The following is a 15,390-nucleotide window of genomic DNA, read 5'->3' as shown; positions in this document are numbered from 1 at the left end:
AAGGTGGTGCTACTGGCCGTGGGGGCTGCGCGGATCCGGGGCGGGTGACCGCCTCAACGGTGCGATGTGCTCGGCAACCCCATGAGGGCCACGAGTTCGGCGGCGGCGCGTTCCACCGTGTCGTTGACGACGGTGTGATCAAACTCTGATTGCGCCGCGAGTTCCAGTTTAGCCGTTTCCAGCCGACGCTGCTGTTGCTCGGGGGTCTCGGTGCCCCGGCCCACGAGCCGGTGCACCATTTCCTCCCAGCTCGGCGGGGCCAGGAACACGAACTGGGCGTCCGGCATGGCCTGGCGCACGCTGCGCGCTCCCTGCAGGTCGATCTCAAGCAGGACGCTACGCCCGGCCGCGAGCGCTTCCTCCACTTTGTGGCGCGGTGTGCCGTACCGGTTGAGGTTGTGCACGACCGCCCATTCGAGCAGGTCGTGGCGATCGATCATGTCGTCGAACTCGGCGTCGCTGACGAAGAAGTAGTGCACGCCCTCCACCTCGCCGGGCCGCGGCGCACGCGTGGTGGCCGAGACGGACAACCACACCTGCGGGTAGTGGTCCCGGATATAGGTGGACACCGTTCCTTTGCCCACGGCCGTGGGGCCGGCCAGAACGGTCACGGTGGGTGTGGGACGCACGGATACCTCCGGGAGAAGACGGTGACGGGCGAGCGGTCAGCTCGCCCGTCACTGTATCAACCGCGGGTCCTAGTGGTTGCGCCCGGGATCGTGCGGATCGGGCACCAGGGTTCAGCGGTCCAGGTAGTCCACGAGCGCCTTGCGCTGGTGCTGACCCAGGCCACGCACCCGGCGGGTGGGTGCGATCCCGATCTGCTCCATGATCGCCGCCGAGCGCACCTTCCCGATCCCGGGGGTGGCCTCGAGCAGTTCGGTGACCTTGAGGCGGCTGACGGCTTCGTCCTCCTCGCCCCTGCGCAGCACTTGTGCCACGGTGATCGACCCGTCCCGCAGTCCCTTCTTAATCTCCGCCCGCGCGGTCCGCGCCGCCGTGGCTTTCTCGCGCGCGCGTGCGCGCTCTTCGTCCGTCAGTGGCCGCAATGCCATACCCAGCTCTCCTCCTCGTGTGACAGCGGCTCGGCCGAGCGCCTGATGGGGGGGACGCACGCAAGCCGCCCCCCTGAAAGTACCGGACGCGTTTGCCCCCGTAAACACGATGAACGCCCCCTGACGTGGCCTTTCGAGCCGTCGCCGGGGGCGTTCTCGGGGGTCTCAGGAGAGGTGGAGGTGCGTGCGCAGCTCCTCGGTGCTGCGGTCGATGGCGTCCCGCAGCGCGGGGACGTCGGGACCGTGACGCAGCACACCTCGCGAGGAGTTCGCGAGCACTGTGGGCCTGACGTGCTCAAAGACCGTGGCCACGGCCGCGGCGTCCGCGCCCTGGGCACCGTAACCGGGGGCCAGGATCGGCCCGTTCAGAGTGCTCAGATCGATGTCCAAGGATGCCAGGGCCTCCCCCACGGTCGCCCCGATCACCGCTCCGCACGAGCCCAGGGTGGCCTCGGACGGTGACGTCACGATTTCATCACGATTGTTCCCGGCCCCCGTATTCGCTCCGGTGACACCGCGAACGGCCGCCACGGTGGCGCCGTCCGACGGCGCCGTCGAACCTTCCGGGGACGACGACGCCGTGCCCGGCCGGGGCTGCGCCGTCGCGTTCTCCCGGGCGATCGCGGCCAGGACGGACCCGGCCACGGACCCGGTGCCGCCCACGTGCTGGACGGACGCGCCCTCCGGGTTGGAGGTCAGCGCGAGCACGAACGCCCCGCGCCCGGTCTCACGCGCGAGGTCCAGTGCCGGACGCAGGGACTCGAAGCCGAGGTAGGGACTCAGCGTCACGGCGTCGGCCGCGAGGGGCGAGTCGTCGGAGAGCCACGCGCTCGCGTAGGCCGCCATGGTGGAACCGATGTCCCCGCGCTTGGCGTCCGCGATGCTCAGCAGCCCGGCCTCGCGGGACTCCCGCAGGACGCGCTCAAGCACCGCGAAGCCCGCGGAACCGTACGCCTCGAACAGGGCAACCTGCGGTTTCACGGCCGCGCACCGCTCCGCTGCGGCTTCGAGGACGCGCAGCGCGAAGCGCTCGAGGCCCTGCGCCGTGGCGGGCAGAGCCCACGCGTCCAGCAAGGAGGGGTGGGGGTCGATCCCCACGCACAGCGGACCCGCAACGGTCATCGCCCGTTCGAGGCGGGCCCCGAAGGGAACACGCTCGGACTCAGCCACGGGTGTCCCCCGCGGCGACCTGCTCCCGCAGCTTCTGCTCGTGCTCCTGCAGGGACGTCACGGACCACGAGTACTGCCGCTGCGCGGTGATCGCCTGCAGTGCTGCACCGAGCTCCGAGACCGTGGTCATGGTGGGCACACCCACGGACGTGGCCGCCGCACGGATCTGGTACCCGTCGCCGCGGGCCTGCTGACCGCCGGAGGGCGTGTTGAAGATCAGGTCGATCTTCCCGTCCGTGATCAGGTCCGCGACCGAGGGGGACCCGTCGTCGGCGTCGGCGATCTTGGCCACGACCGTGGACTCGATGCCGTTGCGCCGCAGCACCTGGGCCGTGCCGCCCGTGGAGACGATCTCGAAGCCCAGGTCCGCGAACATCTTCACGGGGATCACCGCGGAGCGCTTGTCCTTGTTGGCGACCGAGACGAACAACCGTCCGGACGTGGGCAGCGGCCCGCCCGCGGCGGCCTGCGCCTTGGCGAACGCGGTGTCGAAGTAGCGGTCGATGCCCATGACCTCACCCGTGGAGCGCATCTCGGGGCCCAGCAGGGAGTCCACCACGGTGCCCTCCGGGGTGCGGAAGCGCGCGAACGGCAGCACGACCTCCTTGACCGCGGTGGGGGTCTGCTCGGGCAGGGTCGTGCCGTCGTAGTCCGCGGGGAGCATCCCCTGCTCGCGCAGCTCGGCCACGGTGCGCCCGGTGCCGATCAGCGCGGCGGCCTTGGCCATCTGCACGCCCGTGGCCTTGGACACGAACGGCACCGTGCGCGAGGCCCGCGGGTTGGCCTCGATCACGTAGAGCACATCCGAGGCGAGAGCGAACTGCAGGTTGATCAGACCCCTCACGCCCACGCCGCGCGCAATGGCTTCGGTGGCCTCGCGCACGCGGGAGATCACGTCCGGGCCCAGGGTGATGGGGGGCAGCACGCACGCGGAGTCACCGGAGTGGATCCCGGCCTCCTCGATGTGCTCCATGATCCCGCCCACGTAGCAGTCCTTGCCGTCGTAGAGCGCGTCCACGTCGATCTCGATCGCGTCCTCGAGGAACTTGTCGATCAGGGCCGGGCGGCTCGGGCTGACCTCGGTCGCGTTCTCGAGGTAGGACTTCAGGGACGCCTCGTCGTAGACGATCTCCATCCCGCGCCCACCGAGCACGTAGGACGGGCGCACCAGCACGGGGTAGCCGATCTCGTGGGCGATCCGGCTGGCCTGCTCGAAGGTGTGGGCCGTGCCGTTCTTGGGCTGGCGCAACCCCGCCTCAGTGAGCACGCGCGCGAACTCCCCGCGGTCCTCGGCCAGGTCGATCGCCTCGGGGGTCGTCCCGAGGATCGGCACGCCCGCGGCCTTGAGGTCAGCCGCGAGCTTGAGCGGGGTCTGCCCGCCGAGCTGCACGAAGACACCGAGCAGCCCACCCGAGCGGCGCTCGGCCTCCACGACCTCCATGACGTCCTCGAACGTGAGCGGTTCGAAGTACAGCCTCGTGGAGATGTCGTAGTCGGTCGAAACGGTCTCCGGGTTGCAGTTGAGCATCACGGTCTCGTACCCGGCCTCGCGCAACACCATGGACGCGTGCACGCACGAGTAGTCGAATTCGATCCCCTGCCCGATCCGGTTGGGCCCGGAACCCAGGATCATGACCGAAGGCTTCTCGTGCGGGGCCACCTCCGTTTCGCGGTCGTAGCTCGAGTAGTGGTACGGGGTGAACGCCTCGAACTCGGCGGCGCACGTGTCCACGGTCTTGTAGACGGGGCGGATGTCCAGCGCGTGGCGCACCCCGCGCACCACCGATTCCTCGAGGTGGACCAGCTCACCGATCTGGGCGTCGGAGAAGCCGTGACGCTTGGCCTCCCGCAGCGTGACCGGGCGCAGGTCCGGGTCCGCGCGCACCAGGTCCGCGGTCTCGTTGAGCAACTGGATCTGGTCCAGGAACCACGGGTCGATCGCCGTGGCCTCGAAGACCTGTTCCACGCTCGCACCCGCGAGAAGGGCCTGCTGCACGTTGCGCAACCGGTGGGTGGTGGTCTCGCGGCACGTCTCCACGAGCCGGGCCACCGTGTTGGGCCCGGGCTCCACGGCCGGGCGGGCGAAGCTGAAGGACGAACCCTTCTGCTCGAGCGAGCGCATGGCCTTCTGCAGCGCCTCGGTGAAGTTGCGCCCGATCGCCATGGCCTCACCCACCGACTTCATGGTCGTAGTCAGCGTGGGGTCCGCGGCCGGGAACTTCTCGAACGCGAAGCGCGGGACCTTCACGACCACGTAGTCCAGGGTGGGCTCGAAGCTCGCGGGGGTCTTCTGCGTGATGTCGTTGGGGATCTCGTCGAGCGTGTACCCCAGGGACAGCTTGGTCGCGATCTTGGCGATCGGGAAGCCCGTGGCCTTGGACGCGAGCGCCGAGGAACGGGAGACGCGCGGGTTCATCTCGATGACCACGATCCGCCCGGTCGCGGGTTCCACCGCGAACTGGATGTTGCACCCGCCTGTGTCCACGCCCACTTCACGGATCACGGCGATCGCGATGTCACGCATGCGCTGGTACTCGCGGTCGGTCAGGGTCAGGGCCGGGGCCACGGTGATCGAATCGCCCGTGTGCACGCCCACCGGGTCCACGTTCTCGATCGAGCACACGACCACCACGTTGTCGTTGGCGTCGCGCATCATCTCGAGCTCGTACTCCTTCCACCCCAAGATGGACTCCTCGAGGAGCACCTCCGAGGTGGGTGAGTACTGGATCCCGGCGCCGGCGATGCGGTGCAGATCGGTCTCGTCGTACGCGAGACCCGAGCCCAGTCCGCCCATCGTGAAGGACGGGCGCACGACCATGGGGTAACCGAGCTTCTCGGCGGCGACGAGCGCCTCGTCCATGGAATGCACGATGATCGAGCGCGCGGATTCCGCGCCGCAGCGTTCGACGACGCCCTTGAAGGCCTCGCGGTCCTCGCCCAGGTTGATCGCGTCCACGTCCGCGCCGATCAGCTCGACGTCGTACTTCTCGAGCACGCCGTTGGCGTCCAGGGCCAAGGCCGTGTTCAGCGCTGTCTGCCCGCCCAGGGTGGGCAGCACAGCGTCGGGACGTTCCTTCGCGATGATCTTCTCGACCGTCTCCGGGGTGATGGGCTCCACGTAGGTGGCGTCCGCGAACTCGGGATCGGTCATGATCGTGGCCGGGTTGGAGTTGACCAGGATCACGCGCAGCCCCTCGTCCTTCAGGACGCGCAGGGCCTGGGTCCCGGAGTAGTCGAACTCCGCGGCCTGCCCGATCACGATGGGCCCGGAGCCGATCACCAGGACGCTGTTGAGGTCTTGCCTGCGGGGCATCAGTTGTCTCCTGCTTCCGGATCGGGGCTCTGACCGGCCCGGTCCATCATGTCGATAAAGCGGTCGAAGAGATAGGCGGAGTCGTGCGGACCCGCGGCGGCCTCGGGGTGGTACTGCACCGAGAACGCGGGGATGTCCTCGCAGCGCAGTCCTTCCACGACGTCGTCGTTGAGCCCCACGTGGGACACGCTGACCCGCCCGTAGCGGGACTCGGGCGCAGTCACGGGCTCCCCCACGGGCGCGTCCACCGCGAAGCCGTGGTTCTGGGAGGTGATCTCCACCGTGCCCGTGGCGAGGTCCATGACCGGCTGGTTGATCCCGCGGTGGCCGAACGTGAGCTTGTACGTCCCGAAGCCCAGCGCGCGGCCGAGCAGCTGGTTACCGAAGCAGATCCCGAAGAACGGGATGCCCTCATCCAGCACGCGGCGCAGCAGGGCCACCTGCTCGTCCGCGGTGGCCGGGTCCCCCGGGCCGTTCGAGAAGAACACGCCGTCCGGGTGCAGCGCCTGCACCTGCTCAAAGCTCACGTCCGCGGGCACCACGTGCACACGTACCCCGCGTTCGGCCAGGCGCTGCGGGGTCATGGACTTGATCCCCAGGTCCACCGCGACCACCTCGTGGCGCACCGGGGCGTCCCAGCCGTGCTCGCGCGGCTCCACCGCGTAGGTCTCGTCCGTGCTCACGTGCTCGGCGAGCGCACGGCCCGCCATCCCCGGCTGCTCGGTGACCCGCTGCACGAGCTGGGCCACGGGCTCACCGGCCTGATCGCCGGAGAAGATCCCGGCGCGCATCGCACCCTTGTCCCGCAGGTGGCGGGTCAGCGCGCGGGTGTCCACGCCCTGGATCCCGGTGATGCCCTGCTCGGCGAGCTCTTCGTCCAGGCTGCGCTCGCTGCGCCAGTTGGAGGGCCGGCGGGCGGGGTCACGCACCACGAAGCCGTTGACCCAGATCTTGCGGGATTCCATGTCGTCCAGGTTCACGCCCGTGTTGCCGATGTGCGGGGCGGTCTGGATCACGATCTGCCCCGCGTACGAGGGGTCGGTCAGGGTCTCCTGGTAGCCGGTCATCCCGGTCGCGAAGACCGCTTCGCCGAAGGCCGTCCCGGGGGCACCCCAGGCGCGGCCCTCGAACACCGTGCCGTCCTCGAGGACCATGACGGCCGGTTCGATGCGTGGTGAGTTCATGGCGAACTCCTTTCGTTGAGCGTGCCGGGAGCGTGAGGGCTCCCGGGAATTCGGTTCTCAGGCGTCCAGCAGGGCCGACGCCGCGTCCTCCAGTTGCCGGGATCCCTCACCGGTGCGCGCGCGGAAGCCGGTGTCCACGCGGGTGTCCCCGAGGTCCCAGGTCAGCACCACGAGTCCGTCGCGTTCCACGAACTTGCCGACCATCCCGGACGCGGTGGACACTGCGCGCAGATCCGCCCGTGGAATGAACACGTCCGGGGCGCCCTGGCGGTTGAGGAACACACCGTCCGGGGCCACGATCGCCTCCGCGTTCGTGCGCACCCCCAGGTCATGCCCCGCGATACGTTCGAGCGGTTGGGCGGTGTAGGTGGTGACCACGTACATCCCGTCCACGCGCGCGGTGGCCCGCTGCAGCAGGTCCCGGGGCGCCTGGGCCGGCGCGGCCAAGCCCGCCTGGCGTCGCACCCGACCCCGCCAACCCCACCGGATCAGGGCGAAGAGCACCACGACGATCAGGATGGTCAACAGGGTGGGTACGAGCTTGTCCGACATGGGCGGCCTTTCGTGGGGGTGGTCAGCGGGTCAGCGGCGTGGCGGGTTCGCCGTCACGCGCCACGGGGTGACCGCGGTAGAACGTGGCGCGCACACCGCCGGGCAGGGTCATCCCCCGGTACGGACTATTGCGGCCCTTGGACGCGTGGATCGTGGGATCCACGGGGGTCTGCCCGCTGGGGTCCCACAGCACGATGTTCGCGGTGGCCCCGGGGGCCAGTTCCTGGCCCTGGTCGGTCAGGCCCAGGATCCGGGCGGGGGTGCGGGACATGATCTGCGCCACGCGCTCCCACCCGATCAACCCGGTGTCCACGAGGGTCGACTGGACCACCGCGAGGGCGGTCTCCAGACCCGTCATACCGTGGGCCGCGCAGCTCCACTCGCATTCCTTGTCCTCCGCGGTGTGCGGGGCGTGGTCCGTGCCGATCACGTCGATCGTGCCCTCGGCCACGGCACGGCGCAGGGCCTGGACGTCGTCGTCCGTGCGCAGCGGCGGGTTGACCTTGTAGACGGGGTCGAAGGTGCGCACGAGTTCGTCGGTGAGCAACAGGTGGTGCGGGGTGACCTCCGCGGTCACGGCCACGCCGCGCTCCTTGGCCCAGCGCACGATGTCCACGGACCCCTTGGTGGAGAGGTGGCAGATGTGCAGGCGGGAGTCCACGTGCTGGGTCAGCAGCACGTCCCGGGCGATGATCGCCTCCTCGGCCACCGCGGGCCAGCCCGTGAGACCGAGGTCAGCGGAGACCGCGCCCTCGTTCATCTGGGCGCCCTCGGTCAGGCGCGGTTCCTGGGCGTGCTGGGCGATGATCCCCCCGAAGGACTTGACGTACTCGAGGGCCCGGCGCATCAGAACGGGGTCGTGGACGCACTTGCCGTCGTCGGAGAACATCCGTACACCCGCGCGGGACTCCGCCATCGCGCGGATCTCGGACAGCTGCGTGCCCCCGAGCCCCACCGTGACCGCGCCCACGGGGTGGACGTCGCACCACCCAGCGTCGCGGCCCAGCTGCCACACCTGCTCAACCACGCCGGCGGTGTCCGCCACGGGGTGGGAGTTGGCCATCGCGAACACCGCGGTGAACCCGCCGCGGGCCGCCGCACGCGTTCCGGTCTCCACGGTCTCCGCGTCCTCGTGACCCGGTTCGCGCAGGTGGGTGTGCATGTCCACGAGACCCGGAAGGGCCACGGCGCCGGCGGCGTCGATCACGTCCGTGCCCTCGGGCACGTCCAGGGTGCCCACGGGCCCCACGGCGGCGATCACCCCGTCCGTGAGCAACAGGTCCGCGGGCTCACCGCCCTCGGGGCGGGCGTTGCTGATCAGGTAGGAGCTCATGCGGGCCACCTCAGTTCTCGCTCGGGTACGGGGAGCTCTCGTCGCCGGAGAGCAATAGGAACAACACGGCCATCCGCACGGCCACACCGTTGGCCACCTGCTCCAACACGGTGGAGCGCGGGGAGTCGGCGGCCTCTGAGGAAATTTCCAGGCCGCGGTTCATGGGCCCGGGGTGCATGAACACCGTGGGCGCACCCATGTGCTCGAGGCGCTGCACGCGCTGGGATGTGAGCCCCCAGCCTCGCGTGTACTCGGCCTCGCTCGGGAAGAACGCGGCGTTCATGCGCTCACGCTGCAACCGCAGCATCATCACGGCGTCCGGGGCCTCGGCCAGCACGGCGTCCAGGTCGTAGCCGACCTCGCACGGCCAGTCGTCCATGGCCACGGGAACCAGGGTGGGCGGGGCCACGAGCGTGACGCGTGCGCCCAGGGTCGTGAGCAACCACACGTTGGAGCGGGCCACGCGGGAGTGCAGCACGTCCCCCACGATCACCACGTGCATTCCTTCGAGGTCCATCCCGGTGCTCGCCATGCCCGTGGCCCGCGAGCGCACGCGGCGCAGGGTCATGGCGTCGAGCAGGGCCTGGGTGGGGTGCGCGTGCTTGCCGTCCCCGGCGTTGATCACCGCGGCGTCGATCCACCCGGAGTCCGCGAGCTGCTGCGGGGCGCCGGAGGACGCGTGGCGGATCACCACGGCGTCCGCGCTCATGGCCATGAGCGTCTGTGCGGTGTCCTTGAGCGACTCGCCCTTGGACACCGAGGAGCCCTTGGCGGAGAAGTTGATCACGTCCGCGCTGAGCCGTTTGGCCGCGGTCTCGAACGAGATCCGCGTGCGCGTGGAGTCCTCGAAGAACAGGTTGACCACGGTGCGCCCACGCAGGGCGGGCAGTTTCTTGACCGAGCGCGAGGACACGGCGGCCATCTGGTCCGCGGTGTCCAGGATCCGCACTGCCTCGGGGTAGCTCAGCTCGTTGGTCGTCAGCAGGTGCTTCATACGCGCGGCCCCTTCCCGGCGGTACCGGGGGCGCGGGCGACGTCATCGTCGGAGACCACCGGCGAGTCGATGATCACGCAGTCCTCGTGACCCCTCACGCGCGGCTGGGGATCGGACTCGCGCAGCAGCACGCGGACCTTCTCGTGGGAGGACGTGGGCAGGTTCTTGCCCACGTGATCCGCGCGGATGGGCAGCTCGCGGTGGCCACGGTCCACGAGCACGGCCAGGCGCACCGCGTTGGGGCGTCCCACGTCCACGAGGGCGTCCAGGGCCGCGCGGATCGTGCGCCCCGAGAACAGGACGTCGTCCACGAGCACCAGGGTGCGCCCGTCGATCCCGGAGTCCGGGATCACCGTGGGTTGCGGGGTGCGCGCGGGATGACGCCGCAGGTCGTCGCGGTACATCGTGATGTCGAGCTGACCCGTGCTCTGTTGCGCGTGGAAGTCGGGGTCGATCTGCTCGAGCTTGGCGGCCAACCGCTGGGCCAAGGGGTAGCCGCGACGGGCGATCCCCAGCAGCACGAGGCCCCGGGAGCCCTTATTGGACTCGAGGATCTCGTGGGCGATCCGGGACAGGGCCCGGTCGATGTCGGGTGTCGAGAGAATTACGCGGGACGTCATGCTCCGCGGTGACTGCTCGGCGTGTTCGGGCACGCTCACGTGCCGCCTCCTTCCCCGCCTCACCGGACGGACTTAAAGGGTGCGATCCGTAGTCGAAGCTACCACACGAAAAACCCCGGCCCGTGGCGAGCACGGACCGGGGTGGGTTCAGTCGTCGAGCAGGGAGGGCTTGACCTTCTGCAGCCGCCCCAGCAGCCCGTTGACGAAGCGAGGCGAATCGTCCGTGGACAACTGCCGGGCCACGGCCACCGCCTCCGCGACGGCCACGCCGTCCGGGATCTCCGAGTTGTACAGCAGCTCCCATGCCCCCACCCGCAGCACGTTGCGGTCCACCGCCGGCATCCGGTCCAGCTCCCAGCCCTGGGAGTAGGTCTCCAGGAACTCGTCGATGTCCTCGCGCCGGTCGTGGACGCCCTCGAGGATGTCCACCGTGTACGGGTTGATGGGCGAGGAGGAGTTCTCCCGCCGCCGCACCAAGGCGTCCCGGACGGATTCGTTACGTTGTTCGGCCTCGAACAGGATCTCGACGGCGCGGATCCGGGCCTTGCTCCGGGCGCCGCTCACTCGTTGACGCGTCCCAGGTAGTCACCGGTGCGGGTGTCGACCTTGACCTTGGTGCCCTGCTCGAGGAACAGCGGGACCTGGATCTGGTAGCCGGTCTCGACCGTGGCGGGCTTGGTGCCGCCCGTGGAGCGGTCACCCTGCAGACCCGGCTCGGTGTAGGTGATCTCGAGCACGACCGACGGCGGCATCTCGATGTACAGGGGCGCGCCCTCGTGCATGGCCACGGTCACGTTCTGGTTCTCGAGCATGAAGTTCGCGGCGTCCCCCACGACGGCGGCCGGCACCGTGATCTGGTCGTACGTGGAGTTGTCCATGAAGACGTAGTCCTCGCCGTCCTGGTACAGGTACTGGTACTCGCTGCGATCCACCGTGGCGGTCTCGATCTTGGCACCGGCATTGAACGTCTTGTCCACCACCTTGCCGCTGGTCACGTTGCGCAGCTTGGTGCGCACGAACGCGCCACCCTTCCCGGGCTTGACGTGCTGGAACTCGATGGTCTGCCAGAGGTTGCCGTCGAGCTTGAGGATGGTGCCGTTCTTGATGTCGTTGCTGGTTGCCACGGTGTCACTTTCTCGTCGGGAACGTCGCCGCACGGCGGCGGGGCGCGTGGAGCCGGACCAGTCTACCGCGTGCGCCCGCCCGCCGTGCCAGCCGAGCAGTGCTCAGGGGCGCGGACGACGGCGCTCGCCGTGCCGTCCGCGCGGGCTCACTCCGCGATCTCCTGGTAGCACGCGAAGAGGATCGCGGGGTCCGGGACCTCCATGATCCGCGGTGCGGCGATCCGGTCCAGCACCACGAAGCGCAACAGGTTGCCGCGGGTCTTCTTGTCCCGCTTCATGACCTCGAGCAACCGGGGCCACTGGTCCGCGCGATACGTCACGGGCAGCCCCAGGGACGTGAGGATCTCGCGGTGCTCGTGCACGACGTCGTCGGACAACGACCCGGCCGCGCGCCCGAGTTCCGCCGCGAAGACCATGCCCACCGACACCGCCGCGCCGTGGCGCCACTGGTAACGCTCATTGTGCTCGATCGCGTGCCCCAGTGTGTGGCCGTAGTTGAGGTATTCGCGCCGCCCGGATTCCTTCAGGTCCGAGGAGACGACCTCGGCCTTGACCCGGATCCCGCGCTCCATCAGCTCGCGCGCCACGGGCGACGCCGCGTCCCGCACCTCCTGCGGGTTCTCCCGGATCAGCTCGAGGATGCGCGGGTCCGCGATGAACCCGCACTTGACCACCTCGGCCATGCCCGTGAGCAGCTCGTTCTGCGGCAGGGTCTGCAGTGAGTCCAGATCGCACACGACCGCGGCCGGTGGGTGGAATGCTCCCACGAGGTTCTTGCCCTCCGCGGTGTTGATCCCGGTCTTCCCGCCCACGGCGGCGTCCACCATGCCCAGCAGCGTGGTGGGCAGGTGGATCACGCGCACCCCGCGCAACCACGTGGCGGCCACGAAACCGGCGAGGTCCGTCACGGCGCCGCCGCCCACGGAGACCACGGCGTCCGTGCGCGTGAAGTCCGACTGGCCCATGATCTGCCAGCAGAACGCCGCGACCTCCACGCGCTTGCCCTCCTCAGCGTCCGGGATCTCGGCCACGAAGCTCTGGATCCCGACGGCGGAGAGGTTCTGCTGCACCACGTCACCCGTGGCGCGCAGCGCGCGGGGGTGGATGATGAGCACCTTCTTGACGCGCTCGCCCAGCAGTTCGGGCACGCGGTTCAACAGGCCGTTGCCCACGAGGACGTCGTAGCGGTTGTCGGGACCGCCGTGGACGGGGATGCTGACGGGATCACTCATGCGGTGTGTTCCTTTCCGCGCGGCTGCGCGATCGGTTCGCCCAGCGCGAGGTAGAGCTCACGGGCGATCTGCGCCACGGTGCGCGGCGCGGCGCCGTCGAGCCGGATGGTCGCGAGGCGTTCGAAGGTCTCGCGGCGCTCGGCCATGATCTGGCTCCAGCGGGCCTCGGGATCCGGTTGGAGCATGGGGCGGGTCGTGTTGCCCTTGATCCGCGGACGGACGGTGTCCAGGTCCACCTCCAGGTATGCGACCGTGTGCCCGGCCAGCAGCGGCTGCACGAGCGGGGACATGGGTGCGCCCCCGCCCAGGGAGATCACGGACCCGGCAGTGTCGGGGTCGTCGAGCAACTCGGCGACGACCTGCGCCTCGATCCGGCGGAACTCGGCCTCCCCGCGGGCGCGGAACAACCGCGGGATGGGTCCGTAGCGGGACTCGATCACGCGATCGGTGTCCACGTGGGGCAACCCGTAGTGCTCCGCGAGATGCTGTGCCACGTGGGACTTGCCCGCCGCCATCGGCCCGATCAGCACCACGGGCAGGGCGGGGCGCGTCACGCCAGGTCCCCGCGCACCTCGTCCAGGGCGGCCAGCGCGGCGGGGTCCGCGAGCTCGGGGGACGTGCGCAGGTTGGCGGGGATCCCCGCGAGGTAGGCGTCCTTGTTGCGTACCGTCTCGGTGATCGAGTCGCCGCCGAACTTCTCGAGGGCGGCCTGGGCGAGCACGAGCGCGACCATGGCCTCGGCCACCACGCCGGCCGCGGGTACCGCACACACGTCCGAGCGTTGGTGGTGGGCGCGGGCGGGTTCACCCGTGGCCACGTCCACGGTGTGCAGCGAGCGCGGGACCGTGGCAATGGGCTTCATCGCGGCACGCACGCGCAACAGGTCACCGATCGACATGCCGCCCTCGATGCCGCCGGCGCGATTGGAGACCCGGTGCACGGTCCCGTCGGCAGCCAGCGTCTCGTCGTGGGCCGCGGAGCCCGGGCGCGCGGCGGTACGGAACCCGTCCCCGACCTCCACGCCCTTGATGGCCTGGATGCCCATCAGGGCCCCAGCCAGGCGCGCGTCCAGGCGTCGGTCCCAGTGCACGTACGAGCCGAGTCCCGGGGGCAGGCCCTCGGCGAGCACCTCGACGACGCCGCCCAGGGTTTCCCCCGCCTTGTGCGCCTCGTCCACCGCGGCCACCATGGCCTCGGAGGTCCCGGCGTCGAAGCAGCGCAGCGGGTCGGCATCCAGCGCGGCGACGTCGTCCGGGCCGGGCAGCGCGGCGCCCTCGGGCACCGACACTTCCGCGATCGCGGTCGTGTGGGACACGAGCCGCACCCCGAGGGCCGCGAGGACCTGGGAGGCCACGACACCGAGCGCCACGCGCGTGGCCGTCTCTCGGGCCGACGCCCGTTCGAGCACGGGGCGGGCCTCGGCGAAGTCGTACTTCTGCATGCCGGTGAGGTCCGCGTGACCGGGGCGCGGGCGGGTCAGGGGCGCGTTGCGGGCCCGGCCCTCGAGCACCGCGGGATCCACCGGGTCGGAGCTCATGACGTCCTGCCACTTGGGCCACTCCGTGTTGGCGATCTCGATCGCGACCGGCCCGCCCTGCGTGAGCCCGTGGCGGACCCCGCCCAGGATGCGCACGCGGTCCTGTTCGAATTTCATGCGGGCGCCGCGGCCGTACCCGAGCCGGCGCCGGGCCAGCGCGTCCTGGATCATCCCGGTGGTCAGTTCCACACCGGCGGGGACACCTTCGATGATCCCCACGAGCGCCTCACCGTGTGATTCCCCGGCCGTGAGCCAACGCAACATCAAAACACTCCAGTTCTCGCCCGGGGTCCACGCCCCGCGGTCAATTCGTTTCGCTCGGTCGTGCGCCCCGGCCCGGGCGGCACGCGCGCCGGGTCACGGCGCGAGTCGTGTGGCCTGCGCGATGCGCACGCGCTGCGGGATGCCACGTTCGGGCCGTCCCACCGCGCGACACATGGCCGCGGTCACCCTGTCCTCGTGCGGTATCGCCGCGAGGGGATCGCCCTGCGTGAACCAGCGGACCTGATCCACGGCCTGGAAGATCAGCATATCGACACCGGGGGCGATCGCGCCCCCCGCGTCCTGCCATGCAGACGCCAGCCGTGAGGGCCACGGGTCGTACGCGGCGTCGAGCAGCACGCCGGACACCGACGGCGCCTGGGCGCGCCACTGCAACGCGAGCTCGTCCGCACCGCGCGGGGGCAAGGTCGCCACGACCACGTCCGCGGTGTGCAGTGCCTCGGCGGCGTACTCCCACGCCACGGTGCGCACCTCGGTGCCCACCGCCCGCGCCACGGCATCGAGGGTCCGTGCGCGCGAGGGTGTCCGCACGACGACGTCCACCGTCTCGGCCCCGAGCCCGTGCAGGGCCGCGACGGCCGCGCTGGCGGTGGCCCCTCCGCCGAGCACGACGGCGCGCGGGGTCTCCGGGATCGCGCCGGCCGCGCTCACGGCGGACATGATGCCCATGACATCTGTGTTGTCCGCGACCACGCGTCCGTCGTCCTCGAACGTGAGTGTGTTGGCCACGCCGAGCGCCCGCACGAGCGGGATGACCCGGTCGGCGTCTCGGGCGGCGAGGGGTTTCAGGGGCATGGTGACCGAGAACCCGCCCCAGTCCCCCGCAGCCCGGGCGTCCGCCCAGAAGGTGTCCCATTCGCCCACGGGCACGTCCCGGCGCGTGTAGTGCGCCGTGAGCCCCAGGGCCTCGTAGGCGGCCGCGTGCAGCACCGGGGACAGAGAGTGGCCCACGGGGTGCCCCAGCACCGCGGCCCGCACAGAGGATCGCGTCATC

Annotated in this window: 15 protein-coding genes; all 15 read right to left on the bottom strand. The window is 70.4% G+C overall.

What is annotated here, in order from left to right; genetic code table 11:
• Positions 1-53 precede the first annotated feature (53 nt).
• Positions 54-629, bottom strand: a complete 576-nt coding sequence (gene gmk, locus RF646_RS04080) for a guanylate kinase (RefSeq protein WP_064845874.1) — start codon at positions 627-629, stop codon at positions 54-56.
• Between the two features lie 111 nt (positions 630-740).
• Complete coding sequence (mihF, locus tag RF646_RS04075; RefSeq protein ID WP_035961833.1) at positions 741-1,055, bottom strand: integration host factor, actinobacterial type; 315 nt, start codon at positions 1,053-1,055, stop codon at positions 741-743.
• A 165-nt stretch (positions 1,056-1,220) separates the two neighbouring features.
• Positions 1,221-2,225 carry an orotidine-5'-phosphate decarboxylase gene (gene pyrF, locus RF646_RS04070; protein WP_368835267.1) on the bottom strand — a complete coding sequence of 335 codons (1,005 nt, stop codon included), beginning with the start codon at positions 2,223-2,225 and terminating at the stop codon, positions 1,221-1,223.
• A complete protein-coding gene (gene carB, locus RF646_RS04065; RefSeq protein ID WP_085106015.1) occupies positions 2,218-5,538 on the bottom strand; it encodes a carbamoyl-phosphate synthase large subunit in 3,321 nt (1,106 codons plus the stop codon). Before carB ends, pyrF begins: the two co-directional genes overlap by 8 nt.
• Positions 5,538-6,722 carry a glutamine-hydrolyzing carbamoyl-phosphate synthase small subunit gene (gene carA, locus RF646_RS04060; protein ID WP_368835266.1) on the bottom strand — a complete coding sequence of 395 codons (1,185 nt, stop codon included), beginning with the start codon at positions 6,720-6,722 and terminating at the stop codon, positions 5,538-5,540. Before carA ends, carB begins: the two co-directional genes overlap by 1 nt.
• 57 nt (positions 6,723-6,779) lie before the next feature.
• Positions 6,780-7,274, bottom strand: a complete 495-nt coding sequence (locus tag RF646_RS04055; protein WP_064845878.1) for a hypothetical protein — start codon at positions 7,272-7,274, stop codon at positions 6,780-6,782.
• A 22-nt stretch (positions 7,275-7,296) separates the two neighbouring features.
• Positions 7,297-8,607 (bottom strand): dihydroorotase, encoded by a 1,311-nt coding sequence (locus RF646_RS04050; RefSeq protein WP_368835265.1) that lies wholly within the window; start codon positions 8,605-8,607, stop codon positions 7,297-7,299.
• A gap of 10 nt (positions 8,608-8,617) precedes the next feature.
• The gene (locus RF646_RS04045; RefSeq protein WP_064845879.1) at positions 8,618-9,601 is read right to left on the bottom strand and encodes an aspartate carbamoyltransferase catalytic subunit; all 984 of its coding nucleotides are present in this window, start codon (positions 9,599-9,601) and stop codon (positions 8,618-8,620) included.
• A complete protein-coding gene (gene pyrR / locus RF646_RS04040; RefSeq protein ID WP_144931841.1) occupies positions 9,598-10,260 on the bottom strand; it encodes a bifunctional pyr operon transcriptional regulator/uracil phosphoribosyltransferase PyrR in 663 nt (220 codons plus the stop codon). Before pyrR ends, RF646_RS04045 begins: the two co-directional genes overlap by 4 nt.
• A 108-nt stretch (positions 10,261-10,368) precedes the next feature.
• Complete coding sequence (gene nusB / locus RF646_RS04035) at positions 10,369-10,785, bottom strand: transcription antitermination factor NusB (RefSeq protein WP_064845881.1); 417 nt, start codon at positions 10,783-10,785, stop codon at positions 10,369-10,371.
• The gene (gene efp / locus RF646_RS04030) at positions 10,782-11,345 is read right to left on the bottom strand and encodes an elongation factor P (RefSeq protein WP_064845882.1); all 564 of its coding nucleotides are present in this window, start codon (positions 11,343-11,345) and stop codon (positions 10,782-10,784) included. Before efp ends, nusB begins: the two co-directional genes overlap by 4 nt.
• Positions 11,346-11,491: 146 nt before the next feature.
• Positions 11,492-12,577, bottom strand: a complete 1,086-nt coding sequence (aroB, locus tag RF646_RS04025; protein WP_368835264.1) for a 3-dehydroquinate synthase — start codon at positions 12,575-12,577, stop codon at positions 11,492-11,494.
• Complete coding sequence (locus RF646_RS04020) at positions 12,574-13,131, bottom strand: shikimate kinase (RefSeq protein WP_206398798.1); 558 nt, start codon at positions 13,129-13,131, stop codon at positions 12,574-12,576. The genes aroB and RF646_RS04020 overlap by 4 nt, the downstream gene beginning before the upstream one ends.
• Positions 13,128-14,378 (bottom strand): chorismate synthase, encoded by a 1,251-nt coding sequence (gene aroC / locus RF646_RS04015; protein WP_144996749.1) that lies wholly within the window; start codon positions 14,376-14,378, stop codon positions 13,128-13,130. Before aroC ends, RF646_RS04020 begins: the two co-directional genes overlap by 4 nt.
• A gap of 93 nt (positions 14,379-14,471) precedes the next feature.
• A complete protein-coding gene (locus tag RF646_RS04010; RefSeq protein ID WP_368835263.1) occupies positions 14,472-15,389 on the bottom strand; it encodes a shikimate dehydrogenase in 918 nt (305 codons plus the stop codon).
• Position 15,390: the final 1 nt, after the last annotated feature.

It is taken from the genome of Kocuria sp. CPCC 205261, from assembly GCF_040981025.1.
Taxonomy (GTDB): domain Bacteria; phylum Actinomycetota; class Actinomycetes; order Actinomycetales; family Micrococcaceae; genus Kocuria; species Kocuria marina.
Note: the sequence above shows the minus strand (reverse complement) of the source record. Positions and strands in the feature narration are given on the sequence as shown.

What these genes read in the sequence shown, in the direction of transcription:
- carB (WP_085106015.1), bottom strand. Translation starts at nt 5,538, where the DNA reads ATGCCCCGCAGGCAAGACCTCAACAGCGTCCTGGTGATCGGCTCCGGG.
- RF646_RS04050 (WP_368835265.1), bottom strand. Translation starts at nt 8,607, where the DNA reads ATGAGCTCCTACCTGATCAGCAACGCCCGCCCCGAGGGCGGTGAGCCC.
- RF646_RS04010 (WP_368835263.1), bottom strand. Translation starts at nt 15,389, where the DNA reads ATGACGCGATCCTCTGTGCGGGCCGCGGTGCTGGGGCACCCCGTGGGC.
- aroB (WP_368835264.1), bottom strand. Translation starts at nt 12,577, where the DNA reads ATGAGTGATCCCGTCAGCATCCCCGTCCACGGCGGTCCCGACAACCGC.
- mihF (WP_035961833.1), bottom strand. Translation starts at nt 1,055, where the DNA reads ATGGCATTGCGGCCACTGACGGACGAAGAGCGCGCACGCGCGCGCGAG.
- RF646_RS04055 (WP_064845878.1), bottom strand. Translation starts at nt 7,274, where the DNA reads ATGTCGGACAAGCTCGTACCCACCCTGTTGACCATCCTGATCGTCGTG.
- carA (WP_368835266.1), bottom strand. Translation starts at nt 6,722, where the DNA reads ATGAACTCACCACGCATCGAACCGGCCGTCATGGTCCTCGAGGACGGC.
- aroC (WP_144996749.1), bottom strand. Translation starts at nt 14,378, where the DNA reads ATGTTGCGTTGGCTCACGGCCGGGGAATCACACGGTGAGGCGCTCGTG.
- RF646_RS04045 (WP_064845879.1), bottom strand. Translation starts at nt 9,601, where the DNA reads ATGAAGCACCTGCTGACGACCAACGAGCTGAGCTACCCCGAGGCAGTG.